The organism is Veillonella sp. AF13-2 (assembly GCF_003603295.1).
Lineage (GTDB): Bacteria > Bacillota > Negativicutes > Veillonellales > Veillonellaceae > Veillonella > Veillonella parvula_E.
The window spans coordinates 65,521-85,353 of record NZ_QTMT01000004.1; the positions used below are offsets into that span (position 1 = coordinate 65,521).

Consider the following 19,833-nt stretch of genomic DNA (forward strand, 5'->3'; position numbering starts at 1 on the left):
ATTTGTTTAATATAGTACTCATTCCAAGCAATTTATGCTATAATGATAAAGATTTATTAGTCTTTATAAATAAGATGTAAACTCTTTATGGGGATGAGTTCTAGGAGGAATTTATGTTTAAACCAAAAGCTTATAAAAGTATGCTTGCAGCGTCCGTGTTGACTGCTGTCATGGGGACAGGCAGTGTATTTGCTGCTGAGGTACAAGCTGGCTATACTCCAGATTTAAATAGCACAACGACGACTAATGCTGCTACAGCAAATGATGCAGCTACTACACAAGCTGTTTATAATGCTGATGCAACTACTACAACTATACAAGATGAAACTGATGCAGCTATCTTAGCTGCTCGTGGTGATACGACTATATCTAGTGACGGCACTGTAGTAAAAGGTTCTGATGGAACTGTTACAGTCAATAATGCTGCTTTAAAAACTGATGATAAACAAGTAAAAATGGTATCTAAAACTACTGGTGGTACTGATCTTGATAAGGCTGCTGAAAATGGCCAAACTCAAGCTGTTACAACAGTAGAAGCACAATATGTCACATCTGCTAGTGCTGAATCTGTTAATCCTTACGTAGGTAAATTGATTACCGGTTTATCTATATCTGGCGTTACAGCTGAACAGCAAGCAAATTTGTTGCCAATTTTAACTGAAAAAGTTGGCGATACCGTATCTGTTGATGGCGTATTTAAAGATGTAACTAATCTTGGTAATACTGGTTACTTCTCCGAAGTAAATCCTGTATTTACTTCCGTGCCTGAAGGCGTAAAATTGGACTTTGCCGTAACAGTAAATCCAGTTACTACTGGCGTTTCTTTTGAAGGTAATACTGTATATTCCTCCGAAGTATTGACTAAGTTCATGGATATTCAACCAGGTCAAGTTCTTAACTCTGTATCCGTAGGGCAAAAAGTTCAAGGCATTAATGCTGCATATGCTCGCGATGGCTATATGTTAGCACACGTTGATGGTATCCGTGTAGATGACCAAGGCATACTTCATATACACATTGTTGAAGGTGTCGTAGAAGATATCATTCCAGCAGGTAACAAGAAAACCCGCAATAAAGTTATTACTCGTGAATTTGTTCAAAAGAAAGGAAAACCTTTTAATAAATTCTTGGTACGTCGTTCTGTAGAACGCGTATATAACTTAGGTTTCTTTGATGACGTAAACGTTCGTATGTTGCCAGGTGAACAAGATCCAAATAATGTAATTATTGAAATCGATGTATTGGAACATAAGACTGGTACCATCACATTAGGCGCTGGTTACTCTAAATCTGATGGATTGATGGGTATTGTTGAATTTGGTGAAGATAATTTACGTGGTACTGGCGATAAATTTAAAGTTCACTGGGAAATCGGTGGTAAGAAAAAATATAAGAACTACCAAATCTCCTATTTGAAACCTTGGATTGATAGCAAAGGTACATCCCTTGGCTTCTCCTTCTTCAACCGCGAAGATGAATACACAGATTACAATGAAGATGGTAGTGAAGTAGCAGAATACAATAAGAAATCTCGTGGTTTCAATATTTCCTTCGGTCGTCAAACTGGGGAATATACTCGTGATTACTTGACATTAGAATCTCGTAAAGATACTTATAAATGGGATGATGATGATAGCTCTGGTTTCCGTTATGATAAAAATGCGGGTAAAGGTACAAACTGGGATAATGGTTCCTATAACTTTGCATCTGACAACTATGTAAAAAATAACTTCGGTCGCATTAACTCCGTAACATGGCAAAAAGTATACGATTCTCGTGATAATATCTATGAACCAACTCGTGGTCGTCGTATTTCCTATACTACACAATGGGCTGGTCATGGTTTAGGCGGTGACTTCGACTTCTATAAATTCACAGCTGAAGCACGCATGTATAAAAAACTTGGTGCTAAGAATGTATTGGCATTCCGTGCACGTGGTGGCTTTATTCAAGGTGATGCTCCTTATAGCCAATTGTTCACATTGGGTGGTGCTGATTCCTTACGTGGTTATGAAGATGATCAATTCCGTGGCAAGTATATGTACAATGCTACATTGGAATTCCGTTTCCCAATCGTTAAAAAGGTTAGTGGCGTATTGTTTACTGATATCGGTGATGCATGGGATGCACCAAATGTTACATGGTATAATAGCAAGAAAACCTTTAACTATGGCGTTGGTGCTGGTGTTCGTATTACGACTCCAATTGGTCCAGTTAAACTTGACTATGGCGTGGGTAAACACAAAAATAAATTCCACTTCAGCTTCGGTACACAATTCTAATATAGTAAATGTATATGGTGAAGGCCTCTTTTTAAAGAGGCTTTCACCAATATCTCTATATGGCATCCTTTGATGCAGTGATTTAAAGAAATGAGGGCACTCTATTATGATGCGAATGATGAACAACAAGGCGAATGTAAAGATTTTTTCCATCGTCATTGCTGCAATTTTTATTGTTGGTATTGGTGCGTTAGCTTATACGCAAATGGCTTCGCCTAGTAGTAATAGTGGGACTAGTACTATTGGGGTTATTGATACATCTCGTATGTTGTCTCAAGATAATCCAATTTATATCTCTGCAGCTCAAGAATATATGAGCTATCAAAGCCAATTACAACAAGAAACGCAAGCTAAAATTGATGCAGCACAAGATGATGCTACTAAACAAAAAATCGCTGAAGAAGCGCGTCAAAACCTAGCAAAAAAAGATCAAGAAATTGCTAAATCCGTTCAAGATAAAGCTATGGAGGCTGCAAAAGCAGTTGGTGATGCTAAGGGTCTTAGCGTTGTTATGACTAAAGATACTGTACTATATGGCGGTGTTGACATTACAGATCAAGTATTGAAAAAACTAGCTACTGATGCAAAAAAATAAACTGTAGTTCTATGTAAGGGAGAACGACAATGAACGGGAAACAACGATATATAGGACTAGTCATATTTCTCGTTGCTGCAATAAGTGCTATGGTTTGGGCCTATGGTTTTGTAACAAATCGCCAACAGGGTCCTGATGGCATGTCAATAGGTGTTGTACGCATTGATGATGTACTAGCGTTTAATCCATCCTATGCGGATTATAAACAAGCCAAGAATGAACTGGAACTTTTACAACGTCAATATGAACTTGAACAACAAGCCTTAAATGCCAAGTCAGAGACACAAGATGAACAGTTGAAAACACTTGCACTGGATTCAACCTTGTCAGATGCTCTTACGGTAGAATTGCAAACTCGTATTGCAACAAAAGAAAATGAACTAAATCAGCAATTAAATTCGAAGCGCAATGAATTGACTCAAAAGTATTTAGCTGAGTTAAAGGTTAGTACTAATGAATATGATCTGGAAATCGTAAACCTTCAATTAGACTTATATGCCTATGATGCACGTGTATATATAGATGATGCACAAAGAGCAGCGGCTATGGCTGAAAAGGCTAAAAAAGAAGAAAGGTTAAAAGAATTATTAGCTAAGAGAAAGCCGTCGGATTTCGATGTGGATTCAATTAAAGCAAAGGTACAGGCTGAGCTTGCTCCAATGCAACAAAAAGGGCAGGAAGAGCTCAATCAATACGCTGCATCCCTACAGAAGGAATTAGCTGAGAAACGAGACTCCATGGTGCAACAACAAGCACAAGCCATCATTGCTAATAATAATCTGCCTGTGGCGCAAGAGTGGAATGATACATGGGCAAAAAAGCTTTCAGATAAAGAAGCTGAAGTGAGTGCGCTTCATGAGGCCATTTTAGAAGATGTTCGTATGCGCGTAGCAATTATTGCTGAGGAACAACATTTGGATTTAGTCATCATCGATGATGGTGGTAATATTAAAGGGCTTGATATTACTGATGCAGTGAAGGCGTCCTATCGAGTTCAATAAGGAGTTATATTATGAATAAACGTATTAAATCTTTAGTATTAAGTGCAGCTTTAGTAGCTTCTATGGCTATCTTAGGTGGTTGTGGTTCTAACAATGTTGGCTATGTGGATAGCGTGAAAGTAGCAAATAGTACTGAAAAAGGTATTGAAATTACTAAAGAGATTAACGCTAAAAAAGCGGAATTAGATGCTAAAATTGCTGCTGCTGATGAAGCATCTAAACAAAATGTATTTAACCAAGCGAATCAAGAATTAAATGCCTTTGCAAATGCAAAAGCACAAGAATACCGTCAATATCAAGAACAAAAAATCAATGAACTTGTGAAAGAAAAAAAACTTGATGTTATTATTGAAAAAGGCGCTGTTGTTGGTGGTGGCTCTGATGTAACCGATGATTTGATCACAAAAATGGGTAAGGCTTCTGACGATCAAATCAAAGAAGTTGAAAACGCAGCTAAAGCTCAAGAGCAACAAGATGCTCAGCAAAATGCACAGCAAGCAGATCAAGCTACAACAAGTACAACTGAAGCTGCACAATAATTGAGGATTACCACAGGGGGAGGAGTTTGCCTTGGAAAAAACTTTACAGGAACTCGCAAATTTAGTAGGCGGTCAACTTATAGGGGATGAGTCTATTGTCATTACTGAGACACGTAGCTTTGAACAAGCGGTAAAACAATCCATAACTTTTGCAATTGGTGAATATGTTGAACATATTGCGTTATGCCAAGCGGGTGCTGTTATCGTTGAATCAGAAGTAAAAAATGCACCGATGGCGCAAATCGTAGTTGATAATGCAAAATCTGCATTTGCCCAAGTGCTAGAAGTATTCCATCCACCTGTTGTAGTTCCCCGTGAAGTGCATAGTACTGCTATTATTGGCAAGAATGTTACACTTGGTAAAAATGTAGCTATTGGTGCCTATTGTGTTATTAATGATAATGCTGTTATCGGTGATAATGTAACGATTCGACCTTATGTATATATTGGTCATAATGTACGAATTGGGGAAGATTCTGACATCTATGCGGGTGCTATCGTACATGAGAACTGTATTTTGGGTAAACGCGTTGTATTGCGTGCTAAAGCAGTTATCGGTGGTGAAGGTTTTGGTTTTGCCACAGAAAATGGTATTCATACGCATATTCCTCAAGTAGGCAATGTTATTCTTGAAGATGATGTAGAAATTGGCTCTTGCACTACTATCGACAATGCTACAATGGGATCTACCTTGGTACGCCGCGGTACCAAAATTGACAATCTTGTTCACCTTGGCCACAATGTTGAGATTGGAGAAGATTGTTTCTTAATCGCACAGGTTGGGATTGCAGGTAGTACAAAATGTGGTAACCATGTAATCTTTGCAGGACAAACAGGCTGTACAGGTCATATTACAATTGGAGATAATGTACAATTTGCAGGTAAAACAGGAATTACTGGCAATGTGCCTTCTAATTCTGTTATGGCTGGGTATCCAATGAGACCTCATAAAGAGTGGCTAAAATTGGCTGCTTACGAGAATCGTTTGCCAGAAATGGTGAAAACTGTAAAACAATTACAAAAAGAAATTGACGCTTTGAAAGCACAGCTTAAGGAGAGCTAATAATCCATGTATAGGTTTATGAAAATCTTTAGTGCCTTTATTTGCTTATTACCTAAAGGTTTGCAATATGCTATTGGTACATTGCTTGGTGAAATTGCGTGGTTAGTGGTGCCACCTAAACGCAAGCGCCTGGCGATAGGCCAAATTTTATTCTGTAATATTACAGATGATCCCAAAGAAGCTCGACGTATTGCGAAAGCTAGTACTACACGCTTTGGCCGTATGATTATTGATGTATTGCGCTATCCTGAAATTAAAGATGGCGCATACAAAGATATGGTGGAGTTTATTAATCGAGAGTACTTAGATGATGCCTTAGAAAATGGTCGAGGTGCAATTTTAGCTGCTGTTCATAGTGGTAACTGGGAACTTTTAGGTGGCGTTCTTGCTTCTGAAGGATATCCATTGATTTCTGTGGCTATGAAACAGAATGGTGATGCCGATAAGTTTATCAATGAATATCGTCGGATTATGCATCAACATGTGACCTATAAAACAGGTGTTCGTGAAATGATTAATGAACTAAAAAAAGGTGCATTTTTAGGCCTTATTATGGATCAGGACCCTGGTGATGATGGCGTTCTTGTACCATTCTTTGGCTATGAAACATTGACGGCTGCTGGGCCAGCTGTACTGGCTCGTATGCAAGATGTGCCTATTATTTTTGTAACCATACATTATAGCCTGTTTTCTGAGAAATATGAGATTGAAGCACATCCACCAATTTATGTGGAACGTACAGATGATAAAAAGCGTGATATAGCGGTAACAACAACTCGTCTAAATGAGTTTATTGAAGATTATATTCGACGATATCCTGAAGATTGGTTCTGGCTTCATAACCGTTGGAAATGGACTCGTCGTTTTTATGGTGAACAAATAGATACACCACCTGATGTTTTTCAATAGTTAATAATTTTAAAGAGATTTTGTTTATGCGATTGTGGAATCTTCAAGATGAAACTGATTCCTACTAGCATGGATGAAATCTCTTTTTATTTTATAACTTATAACTTAGTGTTTAAAAATAATCTATTAAAATTTTAAAGACTAAGAATAGTCTTTCCAATTAGCGTAATATATGGTAAATTTCTTGTAACGCCTATGCAAATAGGGTATAATACATATTGGTGTATAGTAAACGTGAATTCGGATTATGAAAGGACATTCTTATGAGTAAGCCACAACAAACAATAAAAAAGGCTGTTTCATATCAAGGGATTGGCCTTCATAGCGGTGAACCAGTACATATGGTTTTTAAGCCTGCACCTGAAGATACAGGAATTGTGTTTGTCCGCACGGACATTGAAGGGCATCCTTCTGTGCGAGCACACATTGATAATGTGACGAACACTATGCGCGCTACCACGCTGGAAAATGGTGAAGCAAAGGTATTTACTGTTGAACATGTGATGGCAGCGTTCAGTGCTATGAATATTGATAACTGTTATATTGAAATGGATTCTCCAGAACCTCCTGTAGGTGATGGTAGTAGTGCTATTTTTGTCAATCTTATTGAAGAGGCTGGCATTGAAGAACAAATAGCATCGCGTCATATATACAAAGTGACTCGATCTCATGCTGTTTATGATGGGGATCGTTTTATTGTGATTTTGCCATATGATGGCTATCGCATGACTTTTACATCAATTAACAGCCATCCGTTGCTTGGTACGCAACAATGTGATTTTGAAGTATCGCCTGAGTATTTCAAAGCACACATTGGATCGGCTAGGACTATCGGATTTATGAAGGAATTGGAACAATTACAGGCCATGGGGCTTGCAAAAGGCGGTAGCCTAGATAATGCATTAGTCTATGATGATGAGAAATGTCTATCTATACCACGCTTTGAGGATGAATTAGTTCGCCATAAAGCATTAGATGTTATAGGGGATTTATTCTTGTTAGGACCGATTGAAGGCCATGTAATTGCTTTGAAATCGAGTCATGAATTAAATTCAAGATTGGCTCGCAGTATAATGGAAGAAATAAGGGAGACACAGCCATGATTCTTAATCACGAAGATATTTTAGAAATTTTACCTCATCGTTACCCAATGCTTTTGGTTGATCGCATTGTTGAGTTAGAACCTATGAAACGTGCTGTGGGTATTAAAAATGCTACATTCAACGAATTGTTCTTCCAAGGTCACTTTCCAGGGAACCCAGTTATGCCAGGTGTATTATTGACTGAAGCTATTGCTCAAGTCGGTGGTATTGCATTATTGTACCCTGAGGAAAATCGTGGTCTTACTCCTATGTTTACAGGTATTGATAAAGTGCGTTTCCGCCATCCTGTAAAACCTGGCGATCAAGTTCGCATGGAGGTAGATATTGTTAAAATTAAAGGTAAAATGGGCAAGGTTGAAGGCCGTGCCTATGTTGGCGACAAATTGTGCGCTAGCGGTGAATACATGTTTGCCCTTGTATAATAGAATGAGGAGTGATTGTAGTGATAGTTGTAGGCATGGAAAATGCGGAATCCAACATCCATAGTACAGCCATAGTCCATCCAAATGCTAAATTGGGCAAAGATGTAATCGTAGGTCCTGGCGCTGTTATCGGCGAACATGTCGAGATTGGCGATGGCACACAAATCGGTGCACATGTTGTAATTGGTGGTTGGACAACCATTGGTAAGCGTTGTGAAATTTATCCTAACGCATCTATTGGGTTGGAACCGCAAGATTTAAAATTTAAAGGCGAAAAAAGCTATTGTAATATTGGCGATGAAACGGTTATTCGTGAATTCGTAACTATTAGCCGCGCTACTGGTGAAGGTGAAGAAACACGTGTAGGCAATAATTGTTTACTTCAAGCCTGTACACATGTGGCTCATAACTGTATCGTTGGTAATAATGTAATAATGAGTAATTGTGCTGGTCTTGCAGGGCACGCTATCGTTGAAGATCGCGTTGTTATTGGTGGCCTTGCAGGTATTCATCAATTTGTTAAAATCGGTCGTAATGCAATGGTTGGCGGGATGGCTAAGGTGGTACAAGATATCCCACCTTACGTAATTGCTGATGGTCAACCGGCACGTGTTATCGGGCTAAACTCTGTAGGCTTATCTCGTGCAGGAATTTCCGAAGATGTACGACGTGATTTGAAACAGGCATTCCGTATTATTTATCGTTCTGGATTCAGTTTATCTAAGGCGATTGAAGAAATGGAATTACAATTGGATTCTTCCGTAGAAATTGAAAATTTATTACGCTTCCTACGCAATGCTGATAGGGGAATTATGCGTACTCGTCGCGACTAATTATGAGGACCTCGTACAATGTACGAGGTCTTTTTGTGTGCATTATCACTAGTTGAGTTTTATATCAATGATTAATTTACATTATATTTTTATATTTATAGAAAAGTTTTGATAGATATAATCGTAGATTTTTTAGTGCTTAAAAGGAATAAGGGAATTATAATAAAATGATGAAGAAAAGGGCATAAACCATGGCTTTTTAATGGTAAAAAGTAGCTATTTATAGTACAATATATTGTATATGATTATGTCTATTTTTAGGCCTTTTCATAGGGAACTTGAAATTACTAATTGATATATAGGCCGTGAGGCCATCTAGGAGGTATAGTCTTGGCAAAGGTAGGATTAATTGCGGGCATAGGTGTTTTGCCTGTAGAATTCATGCGTGCCGCTCATGTATTGGGCCACGAGGTGGTTGTTATCGGTGTAGTACCTGATATAGACCCGGCTCTAAAGGCTGAGGCTGATGCTTTCTACGATATTGGTGTTGCTAAACTAGGTAAAATCTTCAAAACCTTGAAAAAAGAAGAGGTTGAAGAGTTAACCATGCTTGGGAAAGTTACTAAAGAGATTCTTTTTAAAGGTCTTACGTTTCCTGATTTAAAAACATTAGGTGTTTTAAAGCGTCTTAAAAATCGTAAAGATGATACGATTATGCTTGCCATCGTTGATGAAATAGAGCGAGAAGGCTTTAAAGTATTAGATCAAACCGTATACTTAAAACCATTTATGCCAAAGGTTGGAGTGCTTTCAAAAGCACAACCTACAGATGAGCAATGGGCTGATATTTGTTTTGGTTTTGAACTAGCTAAACAAATGGGTGCCCTTGATATAGGTCAAACTGTTGTTGTTAAGCATAAGGCGGCCATGGCTATTGAAGCTATTGAAGGTACTGATAAGTGTATTTTACGAGGTGGCGAGCTCGGCCGTGGGGATGCGGTTGTCGTTAAAACCGAAAAACCAAATCAAGATGTACGCTTTGATGTGCCGGCAGTAGGCATAAAAACGCTCATGTCTATGATTGATAGTGGTTGTAAGGTACTAGCTGTAGAAGCGGAAAAGACTATTTTCGTACAACAACAAGACGTGCTTGATATGGCAGATCGTCATGGTATTGTTATCTGTGCTGTTGACCAAGAATTTGTAAATTCCAGAAAGGATGCATAATGAAAGTCATGTTTTCCGCCGGTGAAGCTTCCGGCGATACTCATGCGGCAAGTGTAGCCAATGCATTGAGAGAAATAGATCCTTCTGTAGAAATGTTTGGTATGGGTGGCACCTTGATGGAGCGTGTTGGTGTTCGTATCGTGTATGATATTAAGAATCTTGGTGTCATTGGTATTGTAGAGATTGTGAAATCATTGCCAAAATTCTTTAAGTTGCGCACGTATTTGAAACGCGTCATGATGAAGGAGAAACCGGATATTCTCGTTTGTGTAGATTACCCAGGTTTTAATATGAAATTAGCTGCGGTGGCTCATGAACTGGAGATTCCTGTTTTGTATTATATTGCTCCAACGATTTGGGCATGGCATAGTAGTCGAGGTAATACAATCCGTAAGTATGTAACTAAGGTAGCATCTATCTTTCCATTTGAAGCTGAAGCATATCGCAAGTATAAATGTAATGTAGATTTTGTAGGGCATCCTTTACTCGACATCGTACATCCTACGATGACTAAGGATGCGGCCGAAGCATACTTCGGGGCTCGCAAAGAGGCTAAAAAGGTATTGCTCATGCCAGGCAGTCGTAAACAAGAGGTTTTATCCTTACTTGATACGATGTTAAAAAGTGGTGAGCAATTGATGGCGAAGTATGAAGATATTCAATTCTTCTTGCCTCGAGCACATACAATTGATCGAAGTGAGTTAGAAGCGTTTATTGATGCTCATAAGGTGCCTGTTACGATTACGGAAGACCATACATATGACTTGATGCAGATTTGTGATGTGTGCCTTGCCGCATCAGGAACGGCTACATTAGAAACGGCGATGATGGAATTGCCAACGGTGTTATTGTATCGTGTATCTCCAATTACGTATGGTATTGGTAAGATGGTTGTGAATGTAACACATGTGGGCTTGCCTAATATTGTAGCGGGTAAAGAAGTCATTCCCGAATTATTACAAGATGCTGTCACTCCAGACGCAATTGTGTCTTTGGTAGAACCATTGCTCAGAGATGTAGACAAAAATGAAGCTATGCGCAGTGAATTGCGCGAAGTACGTCATAAATTAGGTGAGCCGGGTGCAGTAAAACGGGTAGCACATCTTGTATATAATCTCGGTAAGGAGAAATGTAATGAATAGTTATTCTAGGCTCTTATACTTTGTAAAGCCTTATTATAAGCGAATGCTTTTTGCAGTGTTCTGCATGATTGTCGCTGCTGCTGCCTATTTGGTAGTACCTTGGCTAATTAAGAATGTAGTAGACCAAGTATTAGATGAAAAGAATATGTTTATGTTGAACCTTATTGTAGGTGCTATTATACTGATTTTCCTAATTCGTGGCTTTGCTACCTATGGTCAAACTTATAACATGTCCTACATCGGACAGCGCGTGATTATTGATGTACGTGAGGCTATTTTTAATCATCTACAAAAATTAAGCTTATCCTATTTCGATCGTCGTAAGACGGGCGTTATCATGAGTAATCTTACAAATGACGTAGCTGCATTGCAAACGGCCGTGGTAGATAACTTGATTTCTTTTATTACGGAATCTGTAACACTTATCGGTTCCTTGGTGTCTATGCTTCTCATTGACTGGAAATTGACGTTAGTTACTTTTATTACGGTTCCCGTAGTTTTAGTGATTATCAATGTTTTTGGTAAGAAGCTTCGCGTGGCGGGGCATGATGTCCAAGGGCGTGTAGCTGACATTACGGCACTTTTACAAGAGGTAATTAGTGCAGTTCGCGTTGTAAAATCCTTTGCTCGTGAAGATTTTGAGCGTAAGCGCTTTGAAGATGAAAATGATCGCAATTTTAAAGCAGTTATCAAAGCTACTAAATTGACTAGCTTGTTAAGCCCAATGGTTGAGTTTTCTGCGGCAATCGCTGTAGCGGTCATCCTTTGGTACGGTGGTTACTCCGTAGTAACAGGTGCTATTACTGCAGGTTCTTTAATTGCGTTCTTGATTTATGCTATTAACTTGTCAAATCCCGTAAAACGTTTGAGTCAAGTATATGGTAATATTCAAAAGGCGTTGGCTGCTGCCGATCGTGTATTTGAAATTTTAGATACTAAAACAGATGTTGTGGAGAAACCTGATGCTATTACATTGCCTGCTATTACCGGCAATGTGGAGTTTAATGATGTTTCTTTCTCCTATGATGGAGAAAAGACTGCCTTAGAAAATTTTACCTTGTCAGTTAAGGCTGGCGAAAGTGTAGCCCTTGTTGGACCATCTGGTGCAGGCAAGACAACTCTCGCTAACTTACTACCTCGTTTCTATGATGTAACTGGTGGTTCTATTACAATTGATGGTTATGATATAAAAGATGTTACTTTTAAATCTTTGCGTGAACAAATTGGTCTTGTACCACAGGAAACCGTATTATTCAATGCTACAATTAAAGAGAATATCTTGTATGGCCGTTTAGATGCTACTGATGAAGATGTGTATGAAGCGGCTAAAGCGGCTAACGTACTTGAGTTCGTTGAGAAGATGCCTGATGGTCTCGATACAATTGTAGGCGAACGAGGCAGTTCATTATCTGGTGGACAACGTCAACGCGTTGCCATCGCACGCGCTATTTTAAAAGACCCTCGTATTTTAATTCTAGATGAAGCTACATCTGCTTTAGATACGGAGAGTGAAAAACTTGTACAAGAGGCGTTAGATCGCCTTATGAAAGGGCGTACGGCATTTGTTATTGCCCATCGATTGAGCACTGTTCAAAATGCTCATCAAATTGTTGTACTCAATCAAGGCCGCTTGGTAGAGCAGGGGACTCACCAAGAGCTATTAGCTATTGACGGCGGATTGTACAACCATCTTTATTCCGTTCAATTCTCCAATAAAGGATAACCATGTACTGGATATATAACGTATTGCTCATATTCTATTGGATTGGCTTGATTCCGGTTATTTTATACCGACTTGCCTTTGAAGATGGATTTTATGAGCGTATCAAACAGAGTGCAGGCTATATGCCAGCTTCACTATTAAAGAAAATTGAAGGGCGTCGTGCTATTTGGATTCACGCCGCTTCTGTAGGGGAAATTGTGGCTACCAGTCCATTGGTAAAAGAAGTCAAAAAGGAGTTTCCTGAAGCTGTTGTGGTCGTGTCTGTAGTTACTGCTACTGGTCATGCTATGGCTCATCGTATCATTCCTGAAGCCGAAGGAATTATTTTCTTTCCCCTTGATTTACCATATTTAACTCGTAAAATTTTACATATTATTAAGCCGATTACTATTTTACTTGTAGAAACTGAAATCTGGCCAAATTTCTTGCGTATCGCCGAATCGGAAAATATTCCAGTTATGATGGTTAATGGACGCATTTCAGATCGCAGTATGAAACGTTATAAGTATATCAGTGCTTTTACGCGTGAAATGTTACGTTCTATTGAGCGTTTCTGCATGCAGTCCAAATTTGATGCGGCGTATATTGAAAGTTTAGGTGCTCATACACCTGATATTACCGTAACAGGTAATATGAAATACGATCAAACATATGCCACCGTATCATATGAAGAAAAACAAGCTCTTCTCGATGAATTTGGCTTTGGGAATAATCATCCTATCATTATTGCAGGTAGTACTCACAAAGGTGAAGAAGAGGCTATTTTTGAAACTTTCAAGCAAGTATTGAAAGCGTATCCACAAGCTCGTTTATTGATTGCACCTCGTGAGATTTATCGCGGTCATGATGTGCAAAATATTGCAAAGCGTTATGAATTGAGTGCTATTTGTCGTAGCGATATGAAGGAGCCTGTTCACGAAGGCATTCCCGTTGTTGTTTTAGATACCATTGGTGAACTTGGACGACTGTATAGCTTAGGCGATATTATCTTTGTTGGTGGTTCCCTTGTTAAAACTGGAGGCCATAATATTTTGGAACCAGCTGCACATGGTAAGCCAATTTTGGTTGGGCCTCATATGTTTAACTTTAAAGAAATTTTCGCCTTATTAAACTCTCGAAATGCTTGTGAGCAAGTGAAGAATGGAAAAGAGTTAACCGCTATGGTCTTGCGGTTATGTAATGATAGAGACTTGGCTAAAAAGATGGGGCAAAACTGCCTGGATATCATTAAAGAAAATCGTGGTGCTACGCGACGTAATACACAAGAGTTGCGTTTGCTATTTGAGAAACATCAAATTATTCCGTAGTAAGACTAAATTTGTAGATTAGTTTACTGTATTACATAATAGGAGGCGTCACCTATGAGTGGGGAAGCATTATTCAAATCCATCGTTAGTGGTGAAGATCAATCCGTATTAGGTGATATAGCTCGCTCCAGTTTAGGCCTTTTGAGTAAAGGTTATGAGAAAGCTGTATCAATACGCAATGCTCGATTTGATGAGGGTAAAGGCGTTACGAAAGTTATAGTGCCTGTAATCAGCGTTGGCAACATTACGGCTGGTGGTACTGGAAAAACACCGATGGTGCGATTTATTTGTGATGTGCTTACTCAGAAAGGCCTTCATCCTACTGTTCTTAGTCGTGGGTACCGTGCAGAAGATAATAACAAAAATATTATTATTTCTAAAGACGGAACAATGCTTGTAGAGCCATCTATCAGTGGTGATGAGGCTTGGTTACTGGCTAAGGTTTTACAAAAATCCAATGTAATTATTGGACGTGAACGTTCCAAATCTGCAGAAATCGCTATTAATGAGCTAGGTGCCGATTGTCTTATTATGGATGATGGATTTCAACATCGTGCACTAGCAAGAGATATTGATATTGTACTAATTGATGCATCCAATCCGTTTGGCTATGAACATGTGTTACCACGGGGACTATTACGTGAACCCCTTAGTGGTTTACAGCGCGCGGATATTATCGTTCTTACTAAGGTTGATCAAGTAGCACCAGGTATTGTATCCGGCATTCGAAAGCGATTAACTCAGATGATTCCCAATATACCTGTCTATGAAACAACACATAAACCGCAATTTATGTACACCTTAGATGAGTGGGCTAATGGTTTTGTTGGGGCTTCTGTAGATGCTTACAAGGAACAACGCATTATGGCTGTAAGTGGAATCGGAAACCCTCAATCCTTTACACAAACGTTAACTGATGTAGGGTATAACGTTGTTCATACCTTGCCATTTGGAGATCATCATGACTTTTCAAATGATGATGTAGTTGAGATTTGGAAACAAGCATTTGCTCATCAAGCTGATGCTATTTGTATTACAGAAAAGGATGCAGTTAAGTTAAGTCAGTTGCATGCAATTGAAGACTTAAAAATACCGATTCTGGTGCTATCTATAGGGATTGAATTTGTTTCTGGAAAACAAGAATTCATAGAAAATTTAGAGATTTAGTGTATAATAATAAGATACACGAATAACAGAAATGGGGTTTTATCGTGAAGTTTGGATGTGTTATTCCTGCGCGTTATGGTTCTACAAGATTACCAGGCAAACCATTAGCTGATATTGCAGGTAAACCTATGATTGAACGGGTTTATGCAAGGGTATCACAAGCTACAAAGACAGTATGTACAATTGTAGCCACTGATGATAACCGCGTATATTCTGCAGTACAACAGTTTGGGGGAACTGTTATGATGACAGATCCTAATCACCCTACAGGAACGGATCGATTAGCAGAGGTTGCTAGTCATTATACAGACTTAGATGTTGTTATCAATGTCCAAGGTGATGAACCGATGATTGATCCAAATCTTATTGATGACTTGGCACGTCTATTTGAGGAAGATCCAAACTTGCAGATGGCCACAGTAGCTACTCCTTTATTAGAGGAAGAGTACGAGGAGCCATCAGCGGTAAAGGTCATTTTAAATAATCGTAATGATGCGATGTATTTTTCTAGATCTTTAATCCCATATCCTCGTCATGACTTTGTGCGTCCGCCACTAAAACATATTGGCATCTATGCATATCGTAGAGAGTTCTTATTAAACTACGCTAAGATGGAGCCAACTCCGGCGGAGCAAACAGAATCTCTAGAACAATTACGTGCTCTAGAAAACGGTTATACAATTCGTGTTATTCTAACAAATAAACGATTTATCGGTGTTGATACACCTGAAGACTTAGCTCGTGTTAATGCAATTTACGAGCAAGAGGAGAAATAAATGAAAACAGTTCAAATTAAAGATATTACTGTGGGTGGCGGCAAGGGTTTATTTGTCCTTGCAGGTCCATGTGTTATTGAGGACTATGACCGCACATTAGCTATCGGTAAACGAGCAAAAGAGATATGCGAACGTTTAGGTGTTCCTTATATCTTTAAAGCTTCCTTTGATAAAGCTAATCGCTCTAGCTTTAACTCCTTCCGTGGACCAGGTCTTGAGGAAGGGTTAAAAATGCTTGCTTCTATTAAGAAGGAACTCAATGTACCTGTTGTCAGTGACATTCACTCTATCGAGCAAATTGAACCTGCAGCTGAAGTATTAGATATTCTACAAATTCCAGCTTTTTTATGCCGTCAAACTGATCTTGTTTACGGCGCTGCTAAAACTGGTAAATGCGTAAATGTTAAAAAAGGTCAATTCATGGCTCCTAAGGACATGGAAAATGTTCTTAATAAAATGAAAGAAACAGGTAATGAAAATCTTATGCTTACCGAACGTGGTTTTAGCTTTGGTTATAATAATCTCGTAGTTGACATGAGATCGTTCCCAATTATGCGTTCTTTCGACTATCCAGTAATCTTTGATGCTACTCATAGCGTTCAATTACCAGGTGGTGCAGGGACTAAATCTAGTGGTAACCGTGAATTTGTACCAAATTTGGCGCGTGCGGCTGTGGCTAGTGGTGTAGATGGGCTATTCTTTGAAGTGCACGATAATCCTGAGGAAGCATTATCTGATGGTCCTAATATGTTGTATTTAGATCAATTCGAAGATGTGCTTCGTGATTTAGTAGCTATTGATAAAATCGTAAAAGGTTAGGGGCGGTATTTGTGACTATTTTAGAACAAGCGGCACAGGTGCTTCATGAGGAAGCTCGTGCTATTGAAGAATTAAGTTCTCGTTTGGATCACAATTTTGTAAATGCTGTAAATATGATTTTGGCTTGTAAGGGCCGTGTAGTATGTACAGGAATGGGAAAATCTGGTCATATTGGTCGTAAAATTGCGGCTACCTTGGCTAGTACAGGGACACCGGCACTTTTTATGCATCCTGGTGAAGGCGTGCATGGTGATCTTGGTATGATTACTGAAGATGATGTAGTGTTAGCCTTTTCTAATAGTGGTGAAACAGGAGAAATTATTAGTATTTTGCCGTCTCTGCGCCGCATAGGGGCTAAATTAATCTGTGTTGTAGGGAAACCAGAGTCTACATTAGCAAAAAATTCTGATATTGTATTGTTGGCAGAGGTAGAACGAGAAGCTTGCCCATTAGGTTTAGCACCTACTACAAGTACTACTGTTGCCCTAGCACTAGGTGATGCGTTAGCAGTATGTTTATTGGAACGCCATCATTTTACTCCAGAAAACTTTGCTGTATTCCATCCAGGTGGTTCCTTAGGTCGCAAATTATTGTTGACTGTAGAAAATATCATGCATGGTGGCGAGGATAATCCAACAGTATTTAAAGGGGCTACCGTTCGTGATGCACTTTTTGTAATGACAGAAAAAGGGTTAGGTGCTACAAATGTTATTGATGAAGAAGGACATTTGTTAGGTCTAGTGACTGATGGTGATGTTCGACGTGGACTTGATTCTGGCAGCAATTTTTTAGAATGGCCCGTAGAGGATATGATGACGTCTATGCCGCGTACGATTACAAAGGATAAATTGGCCGCAGAAGCGCTTCATTTGATGGAGAAAAATCAACCTCGCCCTATCACCGTATTACCTGTGGTTGATACTAATAATGTATGTCTTGGCATTGTTCACATTACCGATTTATTGCGTAGAGGCATTGTATAATGAATATTCAATGGATTGTTCTCGATGTTGATGGAGTTTTATCAGATGGCACTCTAATTTATACATCGACTGGAGAAGAGCTCAAAGCCTTTTCTGTAAAAGATGGTTTAGGCTTGACTGCGGCTCGTAAATCAGGGATAAAGCTAGCAATTATTACGGCTCGTGTATCTCCGATGGTAGAGCGCCGTGCGAAGGAGTTGCATTTTGATGAACTTCTTATGGGGCATGCTAATAAAACTGAAGCATTAAGAACTCTTTGTAAAAAACATCAAATCGACTTAGACTCGATTGCTTACATGGGGGATGATCTTAATGATTTAGGAGCTCTTCAACTCGTAGGTTTGCCGATGGCACCAAATAATGCGGTATTAGAGGTTAAATCAATAGCTAAATTTATTTCTACCGTCAATGGTGGACATGGTGCTGTTAGAGAGGCTGTAGAATATATCTTGAAGAATCAAGGTTTATGGGATTCTGTTGTTGCAGATTATGCGCAAGAGGCCCATGCTCATGGACAATAAAGGAGGTGGGCAGAATGAATAACGAATGGCAATACCATTTAGTTAAAGGCATTAGTTGGCTTGTTTGTCGACTACCATACAAGCTCATTTTGCTCATAGGCGCTTGTTTAGGTCCTGTATATGGGCTAATAGCGAAGAAGCAAAAGCTTAGAGGCATAAATAATATTAAAATTGGTATGAATATGAACGATCAAGAGGCGGAACAATTAATTAATAAGTTGTTCAAGAATCTTGGTCGAAGTGTTATGGAAGTATTATACATGCCAAACCTGACGAAATCCTTTATCAATAAACACATAGAGATGCGTGGTGTTGAACATTTAGAAAAGGCCATTGCTGAAGATAAGGGAGTTATCGTTCTTACTGGCCATGTAGGCAACTGGGAATGGATGGGGGCTGCTATGGCAGCTCATGGATATCCTTCCACTACAATTGTTAAGAAACAACCTAATGCTCAATTCACACGCCTTATGAATGAATATCGTGAGATGGTGGGGCTTGACGTATTTGCTAGTGGTGGCAACGAAATCGTTTCTGCTGCTAAGGCTTTAAAAAAGAAAAAACTACTTGGATTCTTAGCTGACCAAGATGGATATATAAATGGTTTACCAGTTCCGTTTTTGGGACAAGATTCATCAGCTGTTATGGGACCAGCAACATTTGCAAAGAAATTTGGCTCTCCTGTAGTACCTATTTTTGCATCTCGTAAGCCTGAAGGAGGACATATCGTTCATATCTTGCCAGCATTACATTATGAGGAAACTGGCGATGAAGATGTTGATATGTATCGTCTAACTGAAGCCTGTGTACGTGTTACGGAAGAATTTATTCGTGAACATCCAGATGAGTGGCTTTGGTTCCAACACCGTTGGATGACTAAGATGGATCAAATTATTGATTACGATAAGAAGATAGCTATACGGGAGAGAGCGCATGAAAAACAATAAAAAGTTAATTGCCATTGTGGTCGCTATAGTATTAGCTCTAATCGGTCTTATTGTATTTATTATGAAAGACTCTAATGAGGCTAATTCCACTCAAAATCAAAGTGGACAACTCGTTAATTTCCAAGGTGCGGACTTGCAAGAGGAAAAAGATGGCAAGCTAGTATGGGCATTATCGGCTGAGAAGATTGAATATGACCCGCGTACAAAAGCTATCGTTCTGACCAATTTGAAAGGTCTGTTCTATCAAGATGATGTGACTACTACGATTACAGCGCCTCATGCTGTCCTGACGGGCGATCGAAATTCTCTTGATATTGATCAAGGCGTTACTGCTACTAATACGGAAGGTGCAGAATTTAAAACTGAGGCCCTTCATTTTGATAACAAAACGAAAACATTGACATCTAAAACGGCTTTCACTTATAACAGTAAGGATGTAACCCTCACAGGGGACAAGCTTGAGGGCAATATGTCTTTAAAAATTATTAAAGCCATTGGACATGCGAAATTAACAAAGAAGTAATTGAGAGGAAA

At 39.1% G+C, this 19,833-nt stretch carries 20 protein-coding genes; all 20 read left to right on the plus strand.

Annotated features, from left to right (window positions below):
* Positions 1-113: 113 nt before the first annotated feature.
* Positions 114-2,282, plus strand: a complete 2,169-nt coding sequence (locus DWV85_RS08195; RefSeq protein WP_038125908.1) for a BamA/TamA family outer membrane protein — start codon at positions 114-116, stop codon at positions 2,280-2,282.
* A 106-nt stretch (positions 2,283-2,388) separates the two neighbouring features.
* Positions 2,389-2,877 carry an OmpH family outer membrane protein gene (locus tag DWV85_RS08200; protein WP_004695463.1) on the plus strand — a complete coding sequence of 163 codons (489 nt, stop codon included), beginning with the start codon at positions 2,389-2,391 and terminating at the stop codon, positions 2,875-2,877.
* 29 nt (positions 2,878-2,906) lie between these two features.
* Entirely contained in the window at positions 2,907-3,878 is a 972-nt protein-coding gene (locus DWV85_RS08205) for a hypothetical protein (RefSeq protein WP_008715796.1), read from the plus strand.
* A gap of 11 nt (positions 3,879-3,889) precedes the next feature.
* Complete coding sequence (locus DWV85_RS08210) at positions 3,890-4,417, plus strand: OmpH family outer membrane protein (RefSeq protein WP_004695467.1); 528 nt, start codon at positions 3,890-3,892, stop codon at positions 4,415-4,417.
* Positions 4,418-4,448: 31 nt separating this feature from the next.
* Positions 4,449-5,480: a UDP-3-O-(3-hydroxymyristoyl)glucosamine N-acyltransferase gene (gene lpxD, locus DWV85_RS08215; RefSeq protein WP_004695469.1), complete on the plus strand. Its 1,032-nt coding sequence runs from the start codon at positions 4,449-4,451 to the stop codon at positions 5,478-5,480.
* Positions 5,481-5,486: 6 nt separating this feature from the next.
* A complete protein-coding gene (locus tag DWV85_RS08220) occupies positions 5,487-6,389 on the plus strand; it encodes a lysophospholipid acyltransferase family protein (RefSeq protein ID WP_123138503.1) in 903 nt (300 codons plus the stop codon).
* A gap of 263 nt (positions 6,390-6,652) precedes the next feature.
* On the plus strand, positions 6,653-7,492 hold the full coding sequence (gene lpxC / locus DWV85_RS08225) for a UDP-3-O-acyl-N-acetylglucosamine deacetylase (protein WP_004695472.1): 840 nt from the start codon (positions 6,653-6,655) through the stop codon (positions 7,490-7,492).
* Positions 7,489-7,914 carry a 3-hydroxyacyl-ACP dehydratase FabZ gene (gene fabZ / locus DWV85_RS08230; RefSeq protein WP_004695477.1) on the plus strand — a complete coding sequence of 142 codons (426 nt, stop codon included), beginning with the start codon at positions 7,489-7,491 and terminating at the stop codon, positions 7,912-7,914. Before lpxC ends, fabZ begins: the two co-directional genes overlap by 4 nt.
* 20 nt (positions 7,915-7,934) lie before the next feature.
* The gene (lpxA, locus tag DWV85_RS08235; RefSeq protein WP_004695481.1) at positions 7,935-8,747 is read left to right on the plus strand and encodes an acyl-ACP--UDP-N-acetylglucosamine O-acyltransferase; all 813 of its coding nucleotides are present in this window, start codon (positions 7,935-7,937) and stop codon (positions 8,745-8,747) included.
* A 330-nt stretch (positions 8,748-9,077) separates the two neighbouring features.
* A complete protein-coding gene (lpxI, locus tag DWV85_RS08240; RefSeq protein WP_004695483.1) occupies positions 9,078-9,914 on the plus strand; it encodes a UDP-2,3-diacylglucosamine diphosphatase LpxI in 837 nt (278 codons plus the stop codon).
* Positions 9,914-11,056, plus strand: coding sequence for a lipid-A-disaccharide synthase (gene lpxB / locus DWV85_RS08245; protein ID WP_123138504.1), 1,143 nt, complete (start codon positions 9,914-9,916; stop codon positions 11,054-11,056). Before lpxI ends, lpxB begins: the two co-directional genes overlap by 1 nt.
* The gene (locus DWV85_RS08250; RefSeq protein WP_004695487.1) at positions 11,049-12,779 is read left to right on the plus strand and encodes an ABC transporter ATP-binding protein; all 1,731 of its coding nucleotides are present in this window, start codon (positions 11,049-11,051) and stop codon (positions 12,777-12,779) included. Before lpxB ends, DWV85_RS08250 begins: the two co-directional genes overlap by 8 nt.
* Positions 12,780-12,781: 2 nt before the next feature.
* Positions 12,782-14,086 (plus strand): 3-deoxy-D-manno-octulosonic acid transferase, encoded by a 1,305-nt coding sequence (locus DWV85_RS08255; RefSeq protein ID WP_004695490.1) that lies wholly within the window; start codon positions 12,782-12,784, stop codon positions 14,084-14,086.
* A gap of 54 nt (positions 14,087-14,140) precedes the next feature.
* A complete protein-coding gene (gene lpxK, locus DWV85_RS08260) occupies positions 14,141-15,253 on the plus strand; it encodes a tetraacyldisaccharide 4'-kinase (protein WP_077708249.1) in 1,113 nt (370 codons plus the stop codon).
* Between the two features lie 44 nt (positions 15,254-15,297).
* Complete coding sequence (kdsB, locus tag DWV85_RS08265; RefSeq protein WP_004695494.1) at positions 15,298-16,029, plus strand: 3-deoxy-manno-octulosonate cytidylyltransferase; 732 nt, start codon at positions 15,298-15,300, stop codon at positions 16,027-16,029.
* Positions 16,030-16,848 (plus strand): 3-deoxy-8-phosphooctulonate synthase, encoded by an 819-nt coding sequence (gene kdsA, locus DWV85_RS08270; protein ID WP_004695496.1) that lies wholly within the window; start codon positions 16,030-16,032, stop codon positions 16,846-16,848.
* Positions 16,849-16,859: 11 nt separating this feature from the next.
* A complete protein-coding gene (locus DWV85_RS08275; RefSeq protein ID WP_004695498.1) occupies positions 16,860-17,831 on the plus strand; it encodes a KpsF/GutQ family sugar-phosphate isomerase in 972 nt (323 codons plus the stop codon).
* Entirely contained in the window at positions 17,831-18,352 is a 522-nt protein-coding gene (locus DWV85_RS08280) for an HAD-IIIA family hydrolase (RefSeq protein WP_008603441.1), read from the plus strand. Before DWV85_RS08275 ends, DWV85_RS08280 begins: the two co-directional genes overlap by 1 nt.
* Positions 18,353-18,366: 14 nt before the next feature.
* The gene (locus tag DWV85_RS08285; protein ID WP_004698446.1) at positions 18,367-19,299 is read left to right on the plus strand and encodes a lysophospholipid acyltransferase family protein; all 933 of its coding nucleotides are present in this window, start codon (positions 18,367-18,369) and stop codon (positions 19,297-19,299) included.
* Positions 19,286-19,822: an LPS export ABC transporter periplasmic protein LptC gene (gene lptC / locus DWV85_RS08290; RefSeq protein ID WP_004698432.1), complete on the plus strand. Its 537-nt coding sequence runs from the start codon at positions 19,286-19,288 to the stop codon at positions 19,820-19,822. Before DWV85_RS08285 ends, lptC begins: the two co-directional genes overlap by 14 nt.
* The last annotated feature ends 11 nt before the right edge of the window (positions 19,823-19,833 follow it).